Here is a 15,277-nt window from a genome sequence, read left to right as displayed (position 1 = left end):
CGACGAGACGGGCTGCGCGCGCGTACTCGAGCGGGCACAATCGACGCCGCCATCCGTGGACGCTGTCGCGCTGCGCGAAGCTCCGCCGAGGTTCGCCACGGCACGCAACCTCTTCGCGTCGCGGCTCTTGCACCATGACACCTCCCCCCCAGCAGGACCCCGGACAGGACCGGAGCACGCCCGACGACCGCGCCTCGGCCGACTCGGGCACCGCCGGCGACCACGTCGGTGTCGGGGGTGAGCCCGCAATCCTCGAGCGCTATCTCGACCTCCTGCGCTCGGGAGACCGGCGCGCGGCGGAGCACCACATCGAGAGCCACGCCGGCCAGCGCGAGAGTCTGATCGCGGTGCGCACGGCCTGGGAACGCCTCTCGCCCCTGCTCGACCGCCTCGATCGCGTCGGCCTGGCGGAGCGCCTGCGGACCCGGTTCGGCGACGCGGTCGACCCGGGCATCTCGCTCTCCGGCGACCCGCGCGGCAAGCGTCCTTCGGGCGGGCCCACCGGCGAGTACCGCGCGCGCTTCGGACGCGACGGACTGGCCGAGCGGCGCTACGCGAAGCCCCACGAGATCGCGCGGGGAGGCATGGGATCGATCCGCCGCGTGTGGGACAACGACCTGCGCCGCGAGCTCGTCATGAAGGCGATGCTCCTGCCGCGCGACCGCAGCGAAGGCGTCGACACGCGCCCGCCGGACTCGCGCCTGTTGAGCCGCTTCCTCGAGGAGGCGCAGGTCACGAGCCAACTCGACCACCCCGGCATCCTCCCCGTCCACGACATCGGCGTCGACGCGGACGGTCGACTGTTCTTCACGATGCCGCTCGTGAAGGGCGAGGAACTCGGGCGCGTCATCGCGCGCGCTCGCGGCGAACACCCGCAGCCCCAGCACGGCTCACAGCGCACGGCCGACGGCGACCAACAGTGGGACCGCACGCGTGTTCTCGGTGCGATCCTCAAGGCGATGGAAGCGGTGGCCTTCGCGCACTCGCGCAACGTCGTGCACCGCGACATCAAGCCCGAGAACATCATGGTCGGCCGTTTCGGTGAGACCTACGTGATGGACTGGGGACTCGCGCGCGTCCTCGAAGAGAGTCAGAAGGCCGAACGTCGCCCGGCCAACACGTTCGCCGCGCTCGACGAACTGCGTTCGCGCACGGCCAGTGCGCCGGCGGCGGCCGAACCGAGCATCCAGACCGATCGTACGCTCGAGGTCGATCCGGAGGGCGCGAACGCCACGCTCGACGGCGACATCATCGGCACGCCGGGCTACATGGCGCCCGAACAGGCCCGCGGTGAACGCGAGCGCGTGGGTCCGCTGGCGGACGTCTACTCGTTCGGGACGATCCTCTACCAGCTGCTGACCGGCTACCGCCCGTACGACGACCCGCTCTCGCGCAAGAGCGGACTGGGTCTGCTCGAACGCGTGCTCGAGACCGAACCGACGCCGATCCGCAAGCTGCAGAAGGACGTGCCGGACGAGCTGGTGGCGATCTGCGAGCAGGCGATGCAGGCCGATCCCGCCGACCGCTATCCCTCGCTGCTCGACATGCTCGAGGACCTGCGCGCCTACCTCGAGGGTCGCGTCGTCAAGGCCTACGACACGAGTCTGCGCGCGGAGGTCACCAAGTGGATCCGGCGCAACCTGCTCGCAGCCACGATCCTCTTCGTGTCGCTGGTGCTCGGCGCCACGGGCACGGGTCTGTTCATCTGGCAGCTCAAGGGCAGTCTGGCGGCCAGGGAAGCGGCGCTGGACGAAGCGCGCTCCGCGAGCGAGAAGGAGGCCCGCAGCACCGTGGAGGCCCGCGAGGCCGAGCGCGTGGCGCGCGATGCCGAAGCGGTCGCCCAGGCGGCACTCGCGGAAGCCGAACGCACGGCCGCCGAGCTGCTCGTCGAGAGCGCGGCCGCGCGCGAAGGACGACGTCAGGCGCTGCTGCAGAGCTACGCGGCGAACCTCTCGGCGGTCCAGGCCAGCATCGCCGACAACGACCTCTCGGAGGCGCGTCGCCGGCTGGCCATGTGCCCCGAAGACCTGCGTGGCTGGGAGTACGACCACCTCTTCCAACGCGTCGACATGAGTCTGCGCGTGTACGAGGATCCCACCGTGCACCGCGACGGCGTGCGCGACGTGGACGTGTCGAGCGACGGGCAGATGGCCTCCGTCGGGCGCGACGGGCTGCACACGTGGGACGCCGACTCGGGCGACGCGCTCGAGCACTGGTCGATCCGCGACGCGACGTTCTGCGCCTTCGCCCCGGACGGGTCGTCGATCGTCGTCCTCGACGCCTCGGGACGCGTGCTGCGCGTGCGTCCCGGACGCTCGGACTTCGAGGTCGTGCTCGCCGGCGACGGACAGTTCGAGCCCGAATCCGTGGCGGCGTTGTCGCCCGACGGCCGCACGCTGGCGATCGGTCGGGCCGGAGCGGACGGACCGGTCGTCGAGTTCGTGGACCTGCGCCGTGGAACGTTGTCCACGGTCGCGCTCGGGGCCGACCTCGAGTCGACGACGGCGCTGGCCTGGCACCCGAACGGGGTCGACCTCGGACTGGGTGTGCGCGGCGCGACGAACACCTTCGCGTTCCAGGTGCTGGACTCGAGCACGGGTCGGATCGCGACCACGGGCGAAGCGATCATGAACGGCCAGGTCACGGGCATCTGCTTCGATCCCCTGGGGCGCTACGTCTCGGTCTGCACCGCGGCGGGCGAGCTGTTGGTCCAGGAGACCGCCCCGAACACGATCCAGCTCTACCAGGCTTCGAGCGAGCGTGTGCTCGTCAGCACCGCGTTCGGCTCCGACTCCGACCTCGTCTACGTCGGGACGTCGAACGGCGCGGTCGAGGTCTGGGAACTCGAGACCGGCGAGCGCCGACTCGAACTGCGCGGACACGACGGACCGTCGTCCGCGCTCGACTTCGACGCGCTGCGCGGCCAGATGGTCAGCGGCTCGCGCGACGGCACGTTGCGTTCGTGGCCACTCGCTTCGGGCGACGTGGTGCAGGCTCTCGACGTCAGTCTGGATCGCCGCTCCCGGTCGCTGATGTTCGTCGGCGACGGCCAGCAGCTGGTCGTCGGTGCGCGGGAAGGCGGCGAGACCTGGGACTCGGCGAGCCTGCGCCTGGCCACGCGCTTCGAGGTCGGCGAGGGCCGCGAGATCGCCGGCCTGCACGCCCTGCCGGCGGGCAACCACGTGGTCGGCGTCGTCCGCACGAACGAGGGCGCGGACCTCGGTCGCGGCAGCGAACCGTGGTCCACGCGTTGGTCGATCGAGGTCTGGTCGACCGCCACCGGAGGTCCACCGCTGCGCCGACTGACGGGCTCGTCGGGCGACCCGCGTGCCAGCGCGCTCTCGAGCCTCGGTGACCTGGCCGTCGCCTTCGATCCCAACGGCTCGGGCGAGACGCGCGTGTTCGTGTACGCGCTCGGCAGTTCACCGGGCAGCAGCACGTCCGCCTCCCTGGGACCGCCGCGCGCGCTCGAAGGCCTTGATCGACCGGTCGTCGGGTTGGCCTACGAGCCGAGCGGGCGCCACCTGGCCTGCGGTCACGTCGACGGTTCGATCTCGATCTGGAAGGCCCGCGACATGGTGCTGCTGCGCGTCCTCACGCCGCCGGACGTGGCGTTCGCTCGCGTGCGCCAGGAACTGGCGCGCTCGTTCGCGCGCTCGACGGCGGCGCGGATCAGCGGCGTGGTGGCCGACGCCACGCGCCCCACCGTGACCGACGAGGGGCGGCGCGCCGCCACCAGCGTCGCGTTCGAGCCCGGGGGACAGTTGCTCGCCAGCGGCGGCCCCGACGGAGTCGTGCGCCTGTGGGACGTCGAGACGGGTCGCCTGGTGCGCGAACTCGAAGGACATGACGGCGCGATCACCGCTCTCGCGAGCCACCCGAGTCCCACGCGCACGGAACTCGGGGCCGCGGACGGTCGTTTCGTCTCGGGCTCCGACGACGGCAGCCTGCGCATCTGGAGCAGCCAGCTCGACCAGAGCCTGCTCGTGCTGCGCGGCCACTCGGGAAGCGTGGTCGACACGTGCTTCGACCCGGCCGGTCGGCGCCTGGCATCGCTCGACACGAACGGCGAACTGCGCCTGTTCGAGACCGAACCCCAGCTGCAACGCTACGCCTCGCGCCGTGACGTCGACCGCGACACCGAGTCCGCGATCCCGCTGCTCGTGGACCTGCTCGACGGACTCGCGCGACAAGGGACGAACCTCACGGACCTGCTGTCCGGCGCGTCCCCGATGCAGATGGCGGGACGCAGTGCGGCCAAGTTCCTCGGTTCGCGTCCGGCCCCGCTGCACGACGAGGCCTGGTCCGTCGTGCAGAGTTCCGATCGCAGCGAGCGCGAGTACGAACAGGCCCTGGCCTACGCGCGCGTCGCGGTCCTGCTGCTCCCGGAGAACCCGATCTACCAGCGCACGTTCGGTATCGCGCTCTACCGCAACGGCGCGATCGACGAAGCCATCGAGGTGATCGAGTCGTCGTCGCGCCAGCACGTCGGCGGGCCGCGACCGGAAGAGCTGGCGTTGCTCGGCCTCTGCGCCGTGGCCCGCGGCGAGCTGCGCGGCGCCTCGCAGTACCTCGACCAGGTCGAAGCCCTCGTCCGGCTGCCGCTGTGGTCGAACGACGCGGTCTGCCGCCGCTTCCGCGACGAGCTGCGGAAGGAACTCGAACGCTGACGGCGTCGGACCGGCGCGCCCTGGAACGGCAGCGGAGCGTCCGGCGCACTGGCACCGGACGCTCCGCGCATGACCGCGAACGGTCGCGTGGCGCTCAGCCGAGCTTGGCGAGCACGTCGTGGATCGGCCCCCAGTTGCGCTCGTCACCGGTCGACTCCTGGACGTCGCTGAACGCGACCTTTCCGGTCTTGTCGACGACGACGGTCGCGCGGTGGCTGATGAACTTCGCCGGGTGGACCAGGTCGTACTGGGCCGTGACGTCCAGCTTCGGGTCGGCGAGCAGATCGTGGCGAATGCCCTTCGAGGCCTTCCACGCCTTGTGCGACCAGGTCGAGTCGCGGCTGATGCCCACGACGACCGTGTCACCGCCGGGGAGCGGCTCGGCCGAGATCTTGCAGTTCTCGCCTTCGCACGTCGGGCTCCAGTCCAGCGGGTACCACAGGAGCACGACGTTCTTGCCCTTGTGGTCGGAGAGCTTCCAGTCCTGCTCGTCCTGGGTCTTCAGCGTGAAATCGGGGGCTTGGGTGCCGACGGAGATGGCCATGGGTGGTTCGTGTCGCTGGGATCGGTCGTCGGTGCCCGGGCGGAGCGCCGACGAGGGGTGAATGTGGGGACGCGGGGCGCCGCCGATCGACCGAAGGGGCCGACCGGCGGCGGCTCCGCCTATCATGGCCGAGCGATGCGTCCGTTTCCGCAGTGGTTCCTCCTTCTCGGCCTGCTCCTCGCGGCGGCAGCTCCTCCCGCGGCCGCACAGGACCTCGAACTCGTCCCCCAGAGGACGCGCTGGCGCTTGTCGCTCGAGCACGCGGACCCCCAGGGCACGGACGAACTCGGCCTCCTCGGTCTGCACTACGACGTCTTCGATCCGCTCTCACGCTTTCCCGACGCCTACCTCGGACTCGGGGCCTACGCCGGCGTCTGGGGCGATCGCGGCGGCTACCTCGCGCTCGGGGTCGAGGGCGGTTGGCGACTCCCGCTCAAGAACGACTGGGCCTTCGAGACCGCGCTGTTCGTGGGCGGCGGTGGCTCGGACTTCGGCGACGACGGGAACGGGCTCGTGCTGCGGCCGCACGTGGCCCTCGAAGCGCCGCTCAACCGCGCCTGGGCCTGGCGGATGGAAGTGGCCTACGCCGCGAGCCCCGGTGGCGACCTCGACGGACTCCAACTGGCGCTCGGCTTCAGCGGGACGCGCCAGTTCCTCACCAGCGACTACTCGGCGTTCGAGCTCGATCCGCTCGCGCCGTCCGAACTGAACCGCGAACCGCTGCGACTCGAGCCGTCGCTGCTCTACTTCGACCCGAGTTCCGGCACGCGCCGCTCGTTCGGCCAGTCCAACAGCTTCACGATGCTCGGCGTGCGCACGCACCACGCGCTGGGTCGCAACATCTACCTGCCCATCGAGTACGCCGCGGCCGTCGGCGGCGACGCGGGCGGCTACCGCCAGGTGATGTTCGGCATCGGCGAGTGGGGCCCGCGCTTCACCCCGCACGTGTGGGGCGTCAAGGAAGTCCTCGTCGGAGCCGGCGGCGGCGGCGGGTACGACACGGGCGGCGGCGCGCTGGTCCAGATCAACGCCGGCCTCGAGTTCCCGCTGAAGAACGACTGGAGCGCGAGCATCAAGGGCGGCTACCTGACGGCGATCGACGGCAACTTCGACGGCTGGACGCTCCAGGCTGCCGCGAGCTGGTCGCCGAGCTTCTACTCGACGTCGCGCGACTTCGACCTCGAACGCTTCTACGACGAGGGCCTGTCCGAGGACGACGCGATGCTCGACGAGTACATCGTCTCGCTGCGCCACAAGTCGATCTCGATCGCGGGCGACGTGCGGGACGCGAACGGCAATCAGCTGGACGACGGCCTCCAGTTGATCGGCCTGGGCCTCCAGCGGCAGATCGTCGAGGACCTCGACGTCGAGATCAACACGTTCACGGCCTGGGACGGCGACGTGGGCGGCTACCACGAACTCGGACTCGGCCTGCGCTATCGACTCGACGTGCTGCAGCCCTGGCAGTCGACCGGCCAGTTCTACCTGAAGTACCAACTGGGCAGTGCGGGCGGCGGCGTCGACAACCGTTCGGGACTGTTCCACGAAGTCGGAGCCGGCTGGCGCTTCACGCCGTCGGAGGGCCTGTGGGTCGCGGCCGAGATGGCCCGCATCGAGTCGGATCGCGGCAGCTTCGGCGGTGACGTCATCGGCCTGCACTTCGAATGGGCCTTCAGTCGGCCGCGCGTCACGCGCTGACGGCCACGACCGCTCGACGGGACGTCCACACGCCACCATGGATCAAGAGCTGTACGCACGCATCGGCGAGGACGGCTTCGAGCGCCTCGTCGCCGGCTTCTACACGCGCGTGCGCGCGGACGACCTGCTGGCGCCGCTCTATCCCGACGACGACTGGGAGGGCGCGGAGCAGCGACTGCGCGACTTCCTCGTCGGTCGCTTCGGCGGGCCCCAGCGCTACGTCGAGGCGCGCGGGCACCCGCGGCTGCGGATGCGACACGCGCCCTATCCCGTCGATCGCGCGCACCGCGACCGCTGGGTCGAACTCATGCGCGCGAGCCTCGACGAGGCCGACCTCCCAGGGCCCGAGTCGGAGTTCCTGGCCGCGTTCTTCGACCAGGTCGCGACGTTCCTCCTCAATCGGGCCGACTGACGGGCGCGCGCGGGCTCGACCGGCCACCGGCGCGTCGCAGCAACCACTCGAACGGGCCCGTGGCGAAGAACGTGCGGTAGGCGTGGCTCGCCGCGGCGGCCAGAACGCAGAACCCGGCCCACCAGGCCACGGTCTCGGGCAGCGTCAGGTCGGCACCCGTCTCGTGGAAGGCGCCGATCCCGACCACGACGTGCGCGACGTAGAGCGTCAGCGCGAGCTGCCCCGTGTGCGCGAGTGGCCGCAGGACCCGGTGCGGCAGCGCGTCGCGTTCGTCGACGAGGTACAGGCAGCCGAGCAGGACGGCGGTCGCGGTGGCTCCGGCGGCGAACATGTATCCCGGGACCGGCGGGATCGACGCCGTGCCGACGAGCGCTGCGAGGTCGTCGTCCCCCGCCGCCGCCGCGATCAGTCCGCGGGACACGAGTTCGACGACGACCGCGACGGCCGCGCCGACGACGATCGGGCGTGGGCCTCGCAGCGCTCCCGAGCGGTAGCGACGCGCGAGCCACATCCCCCACAACAGGAACGCGCTCCAGGGCAGAACCGGGTGGAAGCCGTTGAGGAACAGGTTCCGCAGACTGCCCTCGAGGGTCCACAGCCCCGCGTACTCGAGCGTTTCGAAGTTCCAGCCGCGGTCGTAGACCGGAAGGCCGAACACGAGGAACCCGACGACGACGATCGTCGCGCCGATCCACAGCCCGCGCGCGCTCCGTCCGAGCGCCACTGCTCCGACGACGAAGTACAGCGCGTAGAAGTGAAGGATGTCGGCCGGCCAGAGCGGCAGGAAGGCGTAGCCGATCGCGGCCAGGAACAGCGCGCGCCGCAGTACGACGACGCGCGTGCGGCGGAGATCGCCCTGGGCCGTGGCCATCAGCTGGATGCCGAAGCCCGCAAGGATCACGAAGAGCGCGCTGGCGCGGCCCTGGACGAGGCTCGTGAGCGCGGCCAACCAGCTCGGCTCGGCGCTCTTCGTCAGGGAGAGCTCGAAGTTGACGAGCACCATTCCCGCGATCGCCAGGGCCCGCGCCACGTCGAGGCCGATCGCGCGCCCGTTCGCGGGAGCCGGCGCCGGACGCACTGCGGGCGACCTGCGTTCGTGGTCGCTGCACGCCGTCTCACCGGGAGTGGTGGAACGGGTCGAGGGTGTGTCTGAACTCATCGCCGCACGGCTCTCAACGCCCCGCGATCCGCGCCACCACACTCGACGTGGCGCGCGCGACCGCGTCCCAGGTCGAGCGCTCGGCCAACGCGCGACGGGCGGCGCGGGCGGACGGATCGTCGGCCGTCGCGAGCGCGCGTTCGACCGCGGCCGCGAGCGCTTCACCGCGCTTGCGGTCGCGCACGTCGGCATCGAGGTACTCGACCCGGTCGCCGAGACACTCGCGCATCTCGGGCACGTCGCTGACGACGGCGGGGACGCCGAACGACAGGGCTTCGAGCGGTGTGACGGCCGTGGCCTCGCCCTGCCCGACGTGGACGAGCGCCGCCGCAGCGCTCACGATCCGCGGCAGGTCGCTCTCGACCGGTACGGTGATCCACTCCACGTGGCTGCGGGCCGAGGAGAAGCCGAGGCGCCGCTCGAACGTCCCCGCCCCCGTTCCGGGCCGCCCGACCAACAGCAGGCGTTCGACCGCGCCGGATTCGCGCAGGCGTTCGAAAGCCTCGAGCAGCGCGGTCGGCCAGCGGCGATCCTCGACGGCGCCGAGCGCGAGCAGCGTGCGCGGGGACGTGGGCACGTCCAGGACTTCCGCGTCCCGACGCCAGTGGTCGGCGCCGACCGGCGTGACGTGGACGCGGTCGCGCGCGACGCCGAACTGCTCGACGAGCCGCTCGGCCGCTGCGCGCGCGAACACGATCAAGTGGTCGTTCGCGGCCAGCTCGCTCGCGAAGCGGATGCGGGCCGATTCGTCGTTCGGACCCGGCCACTGCGACACCGGCCACAGACTCGCGGCGCGGCGACACGCGGGCGCCGCCGGTCGCGAACGCAGGAACACGTCGCAGCCGCCGAGCAGGCGCTCGACGCCGAGCACGCGCGCGAAGCCGTCGGTCGCGCGCCGCGGCAGTGCCCAGCGAACGTGGCGCTCGACGGAACGCCGCACGTCGGGCCCGTCGAGTCCGAGCATGGCGTCCGGCAGTCGCGGCGCTCGACCGCCCGCTTCGAAGAGCTTCAGGGAGCCGAGCTCGTCGTCGCACCGCAGCCAGGCGCGCACGAGTTCGCGGCCGTAGCGACCGATGCCCGGGGCGTGCGTGGCGGCCGCGAAGTAGTCGAGGCCGAGGACCGCGCGCTCAGGCATCGGGTTCGGTCCGCGCCGCCTTCGCCACGTCGGCCAGACTCCGCGACTCACCGCCGGCGCGAACCGCGTTCAGGTACGCCTCGCGCAGACGGGAATCGAGCTCGTCCTTCGACCCGTTCGGCAGGCCGGCCTCGGCGTCGCCGCGCAGCATCTGCAGGGCCTCGTGCACGGAGACGTCCTCGGCCGGGCGCGCCAGGGCGAAGGCCGAGTCCTCGCCGGTGCGCGAGCGCAACAGGAGTCCGGCGCGTTCGAGTCGCACGAGCCCCGACTCGAGTTCCGACTCGGGCACCCCGAGATCGTCGACGAGGAACTCGAGCGTCGGCGGCGCCTTGCCGACCTGGAACGCACCGACGATCCGACCGACGGCGCGCAGGATGTTCAGCTCGAACCAGGCGCGGTTGCCCGTCTCGGCCAGGGCCTGGCGGCGATAGGCGCGCGCGTGCTGGTCGGCGTACCCGACCTCCGCGCCGGCGAGGACGACGAGCCACGAGAACCACAGCCACAGGAGGAAGATCGGGAAGGCCGCGAAACTGGCGTAGAGCGCGTTGTAACTGGCCATTCCGACCTGCGACTTCACGTACAGCTCGAGCATCACCGTCCACAACAACGCCGCGGCCAGTCCGCCGAAGAGGGCCGACCGCAGCTTCACGCGCGTGTTCGGCATCAGGATGTAGATCAGCGTGAACACGACCCACATGCTGAGGAGCGGCAGGACGAGGTCGAACCAGACCACCAGGTGCGCGAGCCCGAGATCGTCGCGCAGATAGACCATCGCCGCGCTGTCGGTCGTGCTGAGTGCGGCGCCCGACGTCAGCGCGAGACCCGCGAGCATCGGCGTGACGATCACGATCGCCAGGTAGTCGGTCACCTTGCGGATGAAGCGGCGCGGTCGGTCGACGCTCCAGATCAGGTTCAGCGCCGCCTCGACGCCACCGAGCAGACGAATCACGGCGTACACGACGACCAGGAATCCGAGTGCGCCGAGCCGCTTCACGTCCGTCTTCTCGACGAACTCGAGCACCTTCTCGATCGCGACGCGCAGCTGCTGCTCGCTCTCCTCCACGACCACCGCCGCTTCGGCCGCGTTGTCCTCGAGCTTGGGCTGCGCACCGGGGGAAGGCTCGACCTCCTGGTCGGTGGGCCCGTCGGCGCCAGCGGGGACCTCGGTGTCGCGCGCCGGATCCTGCGAGTCGACATCGGCCGGCGCACCGTCCTCGAGGCCTCCGTCGACCGCTTCGTCCTGGTTCTCGGCTCCGCTCGCCGCCACTCCCGTTCCGCCGTCGGACTCCACCGCCCGCGGAGCCTTCGCGCTCTCGGCGACGAACATCTCCGAGAGGAACGGATCGACCACCTGGGTCCGCACCTGTTCGTAGGCGCCGAGGCTCTTCGCCACGGAGAACACGAACGCGAGCGACGGCACGAGCGAGAGCACCGTGATGAACGTCAGGGCCGAGGCACGGATCGGCAGCTGGTGCGCGATGCCGCGTTCGACCGCCATCGACAGACAGCGCAGGACGTGCAGCGGCCAGGCGCGCCAGAAGGGTTCGTCCGCCAGATCGCTGCGCCACAGTTCGCGGCGGAAGTAGGCGTCGGCGCGTTCGAGGAGGGAGCTCACGGGCGTGCGGGGGAAGGTCGGCGCGGTCGAGGAGACGGCGGGGCGTGGCGAGCGGCCGCGCGCTCGCGCGGGTCGGACGTCAACGGGGCGCCGCGCTGGCGACCGGCTCGCCCGAGTGTACGCGCGGAGCGAAGTCGAGCTCGGCCAGGATCCGCGCCTCGTTCGCGACGATCTCGCCCAGGCGCCCGTACGTCGCGAGCTCGCCGAAACGCCGTCGCGCCAGCTCGGGGAAGAGCGTCATGTGTCCGCGCTCGGACGGACCGAGCTCGGCGAACAGGTCGCGGACGCTGGGCTCGTCGGCCACTTCGGCCAACAGGCAGAAGCGCTCGTAGCTGCGCGCTTCGATGACCGCCGCGACCAGCAGATGGTCGAGCAACGAGGGCCCGTTGCCGCGCGTGGCCCGCGCCGTTCGACCGAGCCGCTCGGCGTAGGGATTGGCCGTGCGTTCGGTGAGTCGGCCACCCAGTCCGCTCAAGGTGCGAACCACCTGACGGAAGTGCGTGAGTTCCTCGCAGGCGAGGGCCGCCATGCGGTCACCCAGTTCGTGGTCGTCCGGGTGCCGGTGGATCAGTCCCTGGGCCGAGGCCGCCGCACCGAGCTCGCAGTAGGCGTGGTCGACGAGCAGCGCCACCGGATCGGCGAGCACGCCGCGGGCCCATTCCACGCTGGTGCGTCGCTCGAGTTCGATCATCGCTGGTGGGCGCCGACCGCGCTCAGGCCTCGGTGTCCGAATCGGTCGACGCGTCCTTCTGCGCGTTGCCGCCGGGAACCCACAGAACGTCCGCGCGCCCACCGTCGTTGGCGGCGCGCGCCATGACGAACAGGAGGTCGCTGAGGCGGTTGAGGTACGTGATCACGTTCGGGTTCACGGGATCCGCTTCGTCCGGATCCGCGGAGAGCTCCGTCACCAGGCGCTCGGCGCGGCGCGCGACCGTGCGGCCCAGGTGCAGCCAGGCCGCGAGCTTGTCACCGCCCGGCAGCACGAACGACTCGAGCGGCTCGAGGTCCGCGTTGATGCGATCGATGTGGCGCTCGAGCCGCGTGACGTAGTCGGCGGGCACGCGCAGCTTCTCCCCCATCTCACCGGGCACGCACAGGTCCGAGCCCAGGTCGAACAGGTCGTTCTGCAGCTCGATCACGAGGTCGCCGAAGCGGTTCTCCTCGTCGTGGGCACGCGCCAGCCCGAGGGCCGACGAGGCCTCGTCGATCGTCCCGTAGGCCGCGACGCGCAGGCTGTGCTTCTTGACGCGCCGACCGTCGCCGAGACCTGTCTCGCCGTCGTCGCCGCTGCGGGTGTAGATGCGATTGAGTCGAACTCCCATGACGCGAGCAGTATCGCATCGCGCCGGGGACTGGAGGACCGCTATCCTCCGGGAGTGCTCGAACTCGCAGGAATACGTGTGGACGCGCGTTCGATCGGGGGCCTCGAGACCGCGATCGACCTTCCGGACTGGAAGGTCTGTTTCGACGTGGGACGCTCGCCGCGGGAGCTCCTGCGGCGCGAGACGATCCTGTTCACCCACGCGCACATGGACCATCTGGGCGGGATCGCCTACCACTGCGCCACCCGGGCGCTGATGGGCATGGGGCCGCCGACGTACGTGGTGCCGCCGTCGGCCGTCGCGCCGCTCCAGCAGCTGTTCGCGGCCTGGCGCCTCCTCGACCGTTCGGAGCTCGCGCACCACCTCCTGCCGCTCGCGCCGGGCGAACGCTACGAACATCGCAAGGACGTCCATCTCGAGGCGTTCGAGGTGCCGCACACGGTTCCGGCCCAGGGCTACGTCCTGTGGAAGCGCACGACGCGACTCGACGAACGCTTCCGGGACCTGCCGCAGCCCGAGCTGGTGCGGCTCGCGCGCGAAGGCACCCAGCTCGACCGCACGGACGAGACACCCGAAGTGGCGTTCTGCGGCGACACGCGCATCCAGGGACTCGACGGACATCCGGCGGTGCGACGCGCGCGCCTCTTGATCCTCGAGTGCACGTTCCTCGACGAGCGCGCGAACGCCGAGGAAGCCGGCAAGCGCGGCCACGTGCACCTCGACCAGATCGTCGAGCGCGCGGACTGGTTCGAGAACGAAGCGATCCTGTTGACCCATTTCAGCGCGCGCTACTCACGCGACCAGATCGAGCGCCTGCTCGACGAACGCCTGCCCGCGTCCCTGCGCGCACGCACGACGGCGCTGCTCTCCGACTGAGGCGCGGGTCGTCGCGGCGCTCGGGACGTTGCACCGCGCGGCGACCGGCCCGGGGCCCGCGAGCGATCGGGCACCCGCCCACACGAACCGGCTCCGACAGGTCGCGGCTCGCTCCGACCAAGGGCAGAACCTAGGCTGGGCGCCCGTACGCCGCTCCGTTCCCGGCCCCATCCAACCCGATCCACCCGACAGGACAGCTCGCTCGCCATGAACAGCAACCCCTACGAAGCTCCCCAGGCCCAAACCCTCGAGACCCAGGCCCCCATGAGTGGAAGTGGCCGGTTCTCGATCCGCACCAGCCTGAGCGAGGCCTGGGAGGTCGCCACGTCGAACGCGCTCCTGCTGATCGGCTCGATGATCGTGTTCATCCTGCTGAGCTTCCTCTCGGCCATCACGATCATCGGCTACTTCCTGATCCTGCCCGTTCTCAGCTGGGGCGCGATCAGGCTCGGCTTCCAGATCTACGACGGACGCGGCGACTTCAACACGCTGTTCTCGGGCTTCAGGGAGTACGGCAAGGCGCTCGGACGCATGCTCCTCCTGGGCATCCTGCTGTTCCTGATCAGCCTCCCCGGCAGCATCGTCTCGATCTACGCGGACCTTCAGGGCGGCGACGACGTGAGCCTCTCCCTCATCGGATTCGCGATCTCGCTCGCCTACTCCGTGGTCATGGTCCGCCTGTACTTCGCGCCGTACTTCGCCGTCGAAGGCGATCGCAACGCCGTCGGTGCGCTGCAAGCCGCGTGGAGCAGTACCAGCGGACTGTGGCTGCGAGTGATCGGACTCACGATCCTCTCGGCGCTCGTCGCCATGTCCGGCGTCATCCTGCTCGGCGTCGGCATGCTCTTCACCGTGCCGCTCTCCTACCTGATGATGATCTCCGCCTACCGCCAGATGGTCGGACGCGGAACCGAGTCGGCCTGACCGGAGCGGCCTACCAGCCGAAGCGCAGGCGCGCCGCGTCCTTCGGCGGCGTGGGGACGTGGAGCATCAGCTCCTGCCCCACGCCCAGGCCGGACACGTCGATCGGATCGACGCGCAACACGTTCCCGGTGTCGTCGCGCCACTCGAGGTGCGCGCGGCCGCGAGCGGCGCCGAGCCATTCGAGCCAGGCTCCGGCGTCGTCGAGCGGCGGCGCCACCTGCGGCGCGGCCGTCCGGCGCTCGAGCACGGCGTACCAGGTTCCGTGCGCGCCGACCTCGCGGTCGAGGCGGACGATCTCGACGCCGCCCGGCGCGCTCGTCAATTCGATCGCTGCGGGATCGAGCGTGCGCAGTTCGCCCCACCCGAGCGGCGAGAGCGTCGGACCGAAGGTGAGGAAGAGGGCCGACGCCAGGACGAGCGTGACCCAGAAGGCCCAGTGCCGCGCGGCGCGCGACAGGTCGGGGCGGGGCGCCGGTGCGGTCACGGCGACCGTGCGGTCCTCGACCACTTCGAGCACGCCGGGACTGCGCAGGGCGAACAGCGTGCGGCGCTGGGTCCCGCGCCCGAACACGGTCGCGCGCAGGGTCGAGTGCAGTCGCGCGCGATCGCCGTCGGGAACGCGCGCGATCAGGACCCCGAGCGCCTCGGCCAGCGTGTCGACCGGGTCGCGCCCCACGTCGGGAACCTCGATCTCGAGCTCGGGCGCGTGGACATCGAAGCGACCGCCGTCGACGGTCACCACGAGCGCGATGCCGGCCTGCGCGAGCCCGCGCTTCCACTCGTCGAGGAACTCCGCGAAGCCGGGGATCGGCGGCATCGGCCCCTCGAGGATGCCCTCGACGACGCAGTGGCCCTCGACGCCCTGGATCGGAGCACCGGACCGTTCACGAGCGCGCGCGCTCAAAGGTCGTCACCCGTGAAC

Annotated in this window: 12 protein-coding genes; 5 read left to right on the top strand and 7 right to left on the bottom strand. The window is 71.0% G+C overall.

Annotation, left to right across the window (positions count from 1 at the left end):
• Window positions 1-134 precede the first annotated feature (134 nt).
• Entirely contained in the window at window positions 135-4,670 is a 4,536-nt protein-coding gene (locus Pla163_RS03375; protein ID WP_419186274.1) for a protein kinase domain-containing protein, read from the top strand.
• 94 nt (window positions 4,671-4,764) lie between these two features.
• Here the strand turns inward: Pla163_RS03375 and Pla163_RS03370 are convergent, their stop codons facing one another.
• Window positions 4,765-5,214, bottom strand: coding sequence for a redoxin domain-containing protein (locus Pla163_RS03370; protein WP_145183566.1), 450 nt, complete (start codon window positions 5,212-5,214; stop codon window positions 4,765-4,767).
• Window positions 5,215-5,349: 135 nt separating this feature from the next.
• On the opposite strand from Pla163_RS03370, the gene Pla163_RS03365 reads away from it, so the two are divergent.
• Together Pla163_RS03365 and Pla163_RS03360 are read left to right on the top strand one after the other, a co-directional pair.
• The gene (locus tag Pla163_RS03365; RefSeq protein WP_145183563.1) at window positions 5,350-6,912 is read left to right on the top strand and encodes a hypothetical protein; all 1,563 of its coding nucleotides are present in this window, start codon (window positions 5,350-5,352) and stop codon (window positions 6,910-6,912) included.
• Between the two features lie 37 nt (window positions 6,913-6,949).
• Window positions 6,950-7,324, top strand: a complete 375-nt coding sequence (locus tag Pla163_RS03360; protein WP_145183560.1) for a globin domain-containing protein — start codon at window positions 6,950-6,952, stop codon at window positions 7,322-7,324.
• Here Pla163_RS03360 and Pla163_RS03355 read toward each other — a convergent pair.
• The 5 genes from Pla163_RS03355 to Pla163_RS03335 all read right to left on the bottom strand — a co-directional run bounded on the left by Pla163_RS03355 (window position 7,308) and on the right by Pla163_RS03335 (window position 12,555).
• Complete coding sequence (locus Pla163_RS03355) at window positions 7,308-8,483, bottom strand: DUF418 domain-containing protein (protein ID WP_419186273.1); 1,176 nt, start codon at window positions 8,481-8,483, stop codon at window positions 7,308-7,310. The genes Pla163_RS03360 and Pla163_RS03355 overlap by 17 nt on opposite strands.
• Window positions 8,484-8,496: 13 nt before the next feature.
• Window positions 8,497-9,618, bottom strand: a complete 1,122-nt coding sequence (locus Pla163_RS03350) for a glycosyltransferase (RefSeq protein ID WP_145183554.1) — start codon at window positions 9,616-9,618, stop codon at window positions 8,497-8,499.
• Complete coding sequence (locus Pla163_RS03345; RefSeq protein ID WP_145183551.1) at window positions 9,611-11,233, bottom strand: YhjD/YihY/BrkB family envelope integrity protein; 1,623 nt, start codon at window positions 11,231-11,233, stop codon at window positions 9,611-9,613. Before Pla163_RS03345 ends, Pla163_RS03350 begins: the two co-directional genes overlap by 8 nt.
• A gap of 79 nt (window positions 11,234-11,312) precedes the next feature.
• The gene (gene miaE, locus Pla163_RS03340; RefSeq protein ID WP_145183548.1) at window positions 11,313-11,924 is read right to left on the bottom strand and encodes a tRNA isopentenyl-2-thiomethyl-A-37 hydroxylase MiaE; all 612 of its coding nucleotides are present in this window, start codon (window positions 11,922-11,924) and stop codon (window positions 11,313-11,315) included.
• 22 nt (window positions 11,925-11,946) lie between these two features.
• Window positions 11,947-12,555: a cob(I)yrinic acid a,c-diamide adenosyltransferase gene (locus Pla163_RS03335; RefSeq protein ID WP_145183545.1), complete on the bottom strand. Its 609-nt coding sequence runs from the start codon at window positions 12,553-12,555 to the stop codon at window positions 11,947-11,949.
• A gap of 78 nt (window positions 12,556-12,633) precedes the next feature.
• Here Pla163_RS03335 and Pla163_RS03330 point away from each other — a divergent pair, with 78 nt between their 5' ends.
• Both Pla163_RS03330 and Pla163_RS03325 read left to right on the top strand, forming a co-directional pair.
• Window positions 12,634-13,431, top strand: coding sequence for an MBL fold metallo-hydrolase (locus tag Pla163_RS03330; RefSeq protein ID WP_145183543.1), 798 nt, complete (start codon window positions 12,634-12,636; stop codon window positions 13,429-13,431).
• 207 nt (window positions 13,432-13,638) lie between these two features.
• Window positions 13,639-14,355 (top strand): DUF7847 domain-containing protein, encoded by a 717-nt coding sequence (locus Pla163_RS03325; RefSeq protein ID WP_145183540.1) that lies wholly within the window; start codon window positions 13,639-13,641, stop codon window positions 14,353-14,355.
• A gap of 10 nt (window positions 14,356-14,365) precedes the next feature.
• Here the strand turns inward: Pla163_RS03325 and Pla163_RS03320 are convergent, their stop codons facing one another.
• Window positions 14,366-15,259 (bottom strand): hypothetical protein, encoded by an 894-nt coding sequence (locus tag Pla163_RS03320; RefSeq protein WP_145183536.1) that lies wholly within the window; start codon window positions 15,257-15,259, stop codon window positions 14,366-14,368.
• Window positions 15,260-15,277: the final 18 nt, after the last annotated feature.

The organism is Rohdeia mirabilis (assembly GCA_007750655.1).
Classification (GTDB): domain Bacteria; phylum Planctomycetota; class UBA1135; order UBA1135.
This window is presented reverse-complemented; position numbering and strand designations above follow the sequence as displayed.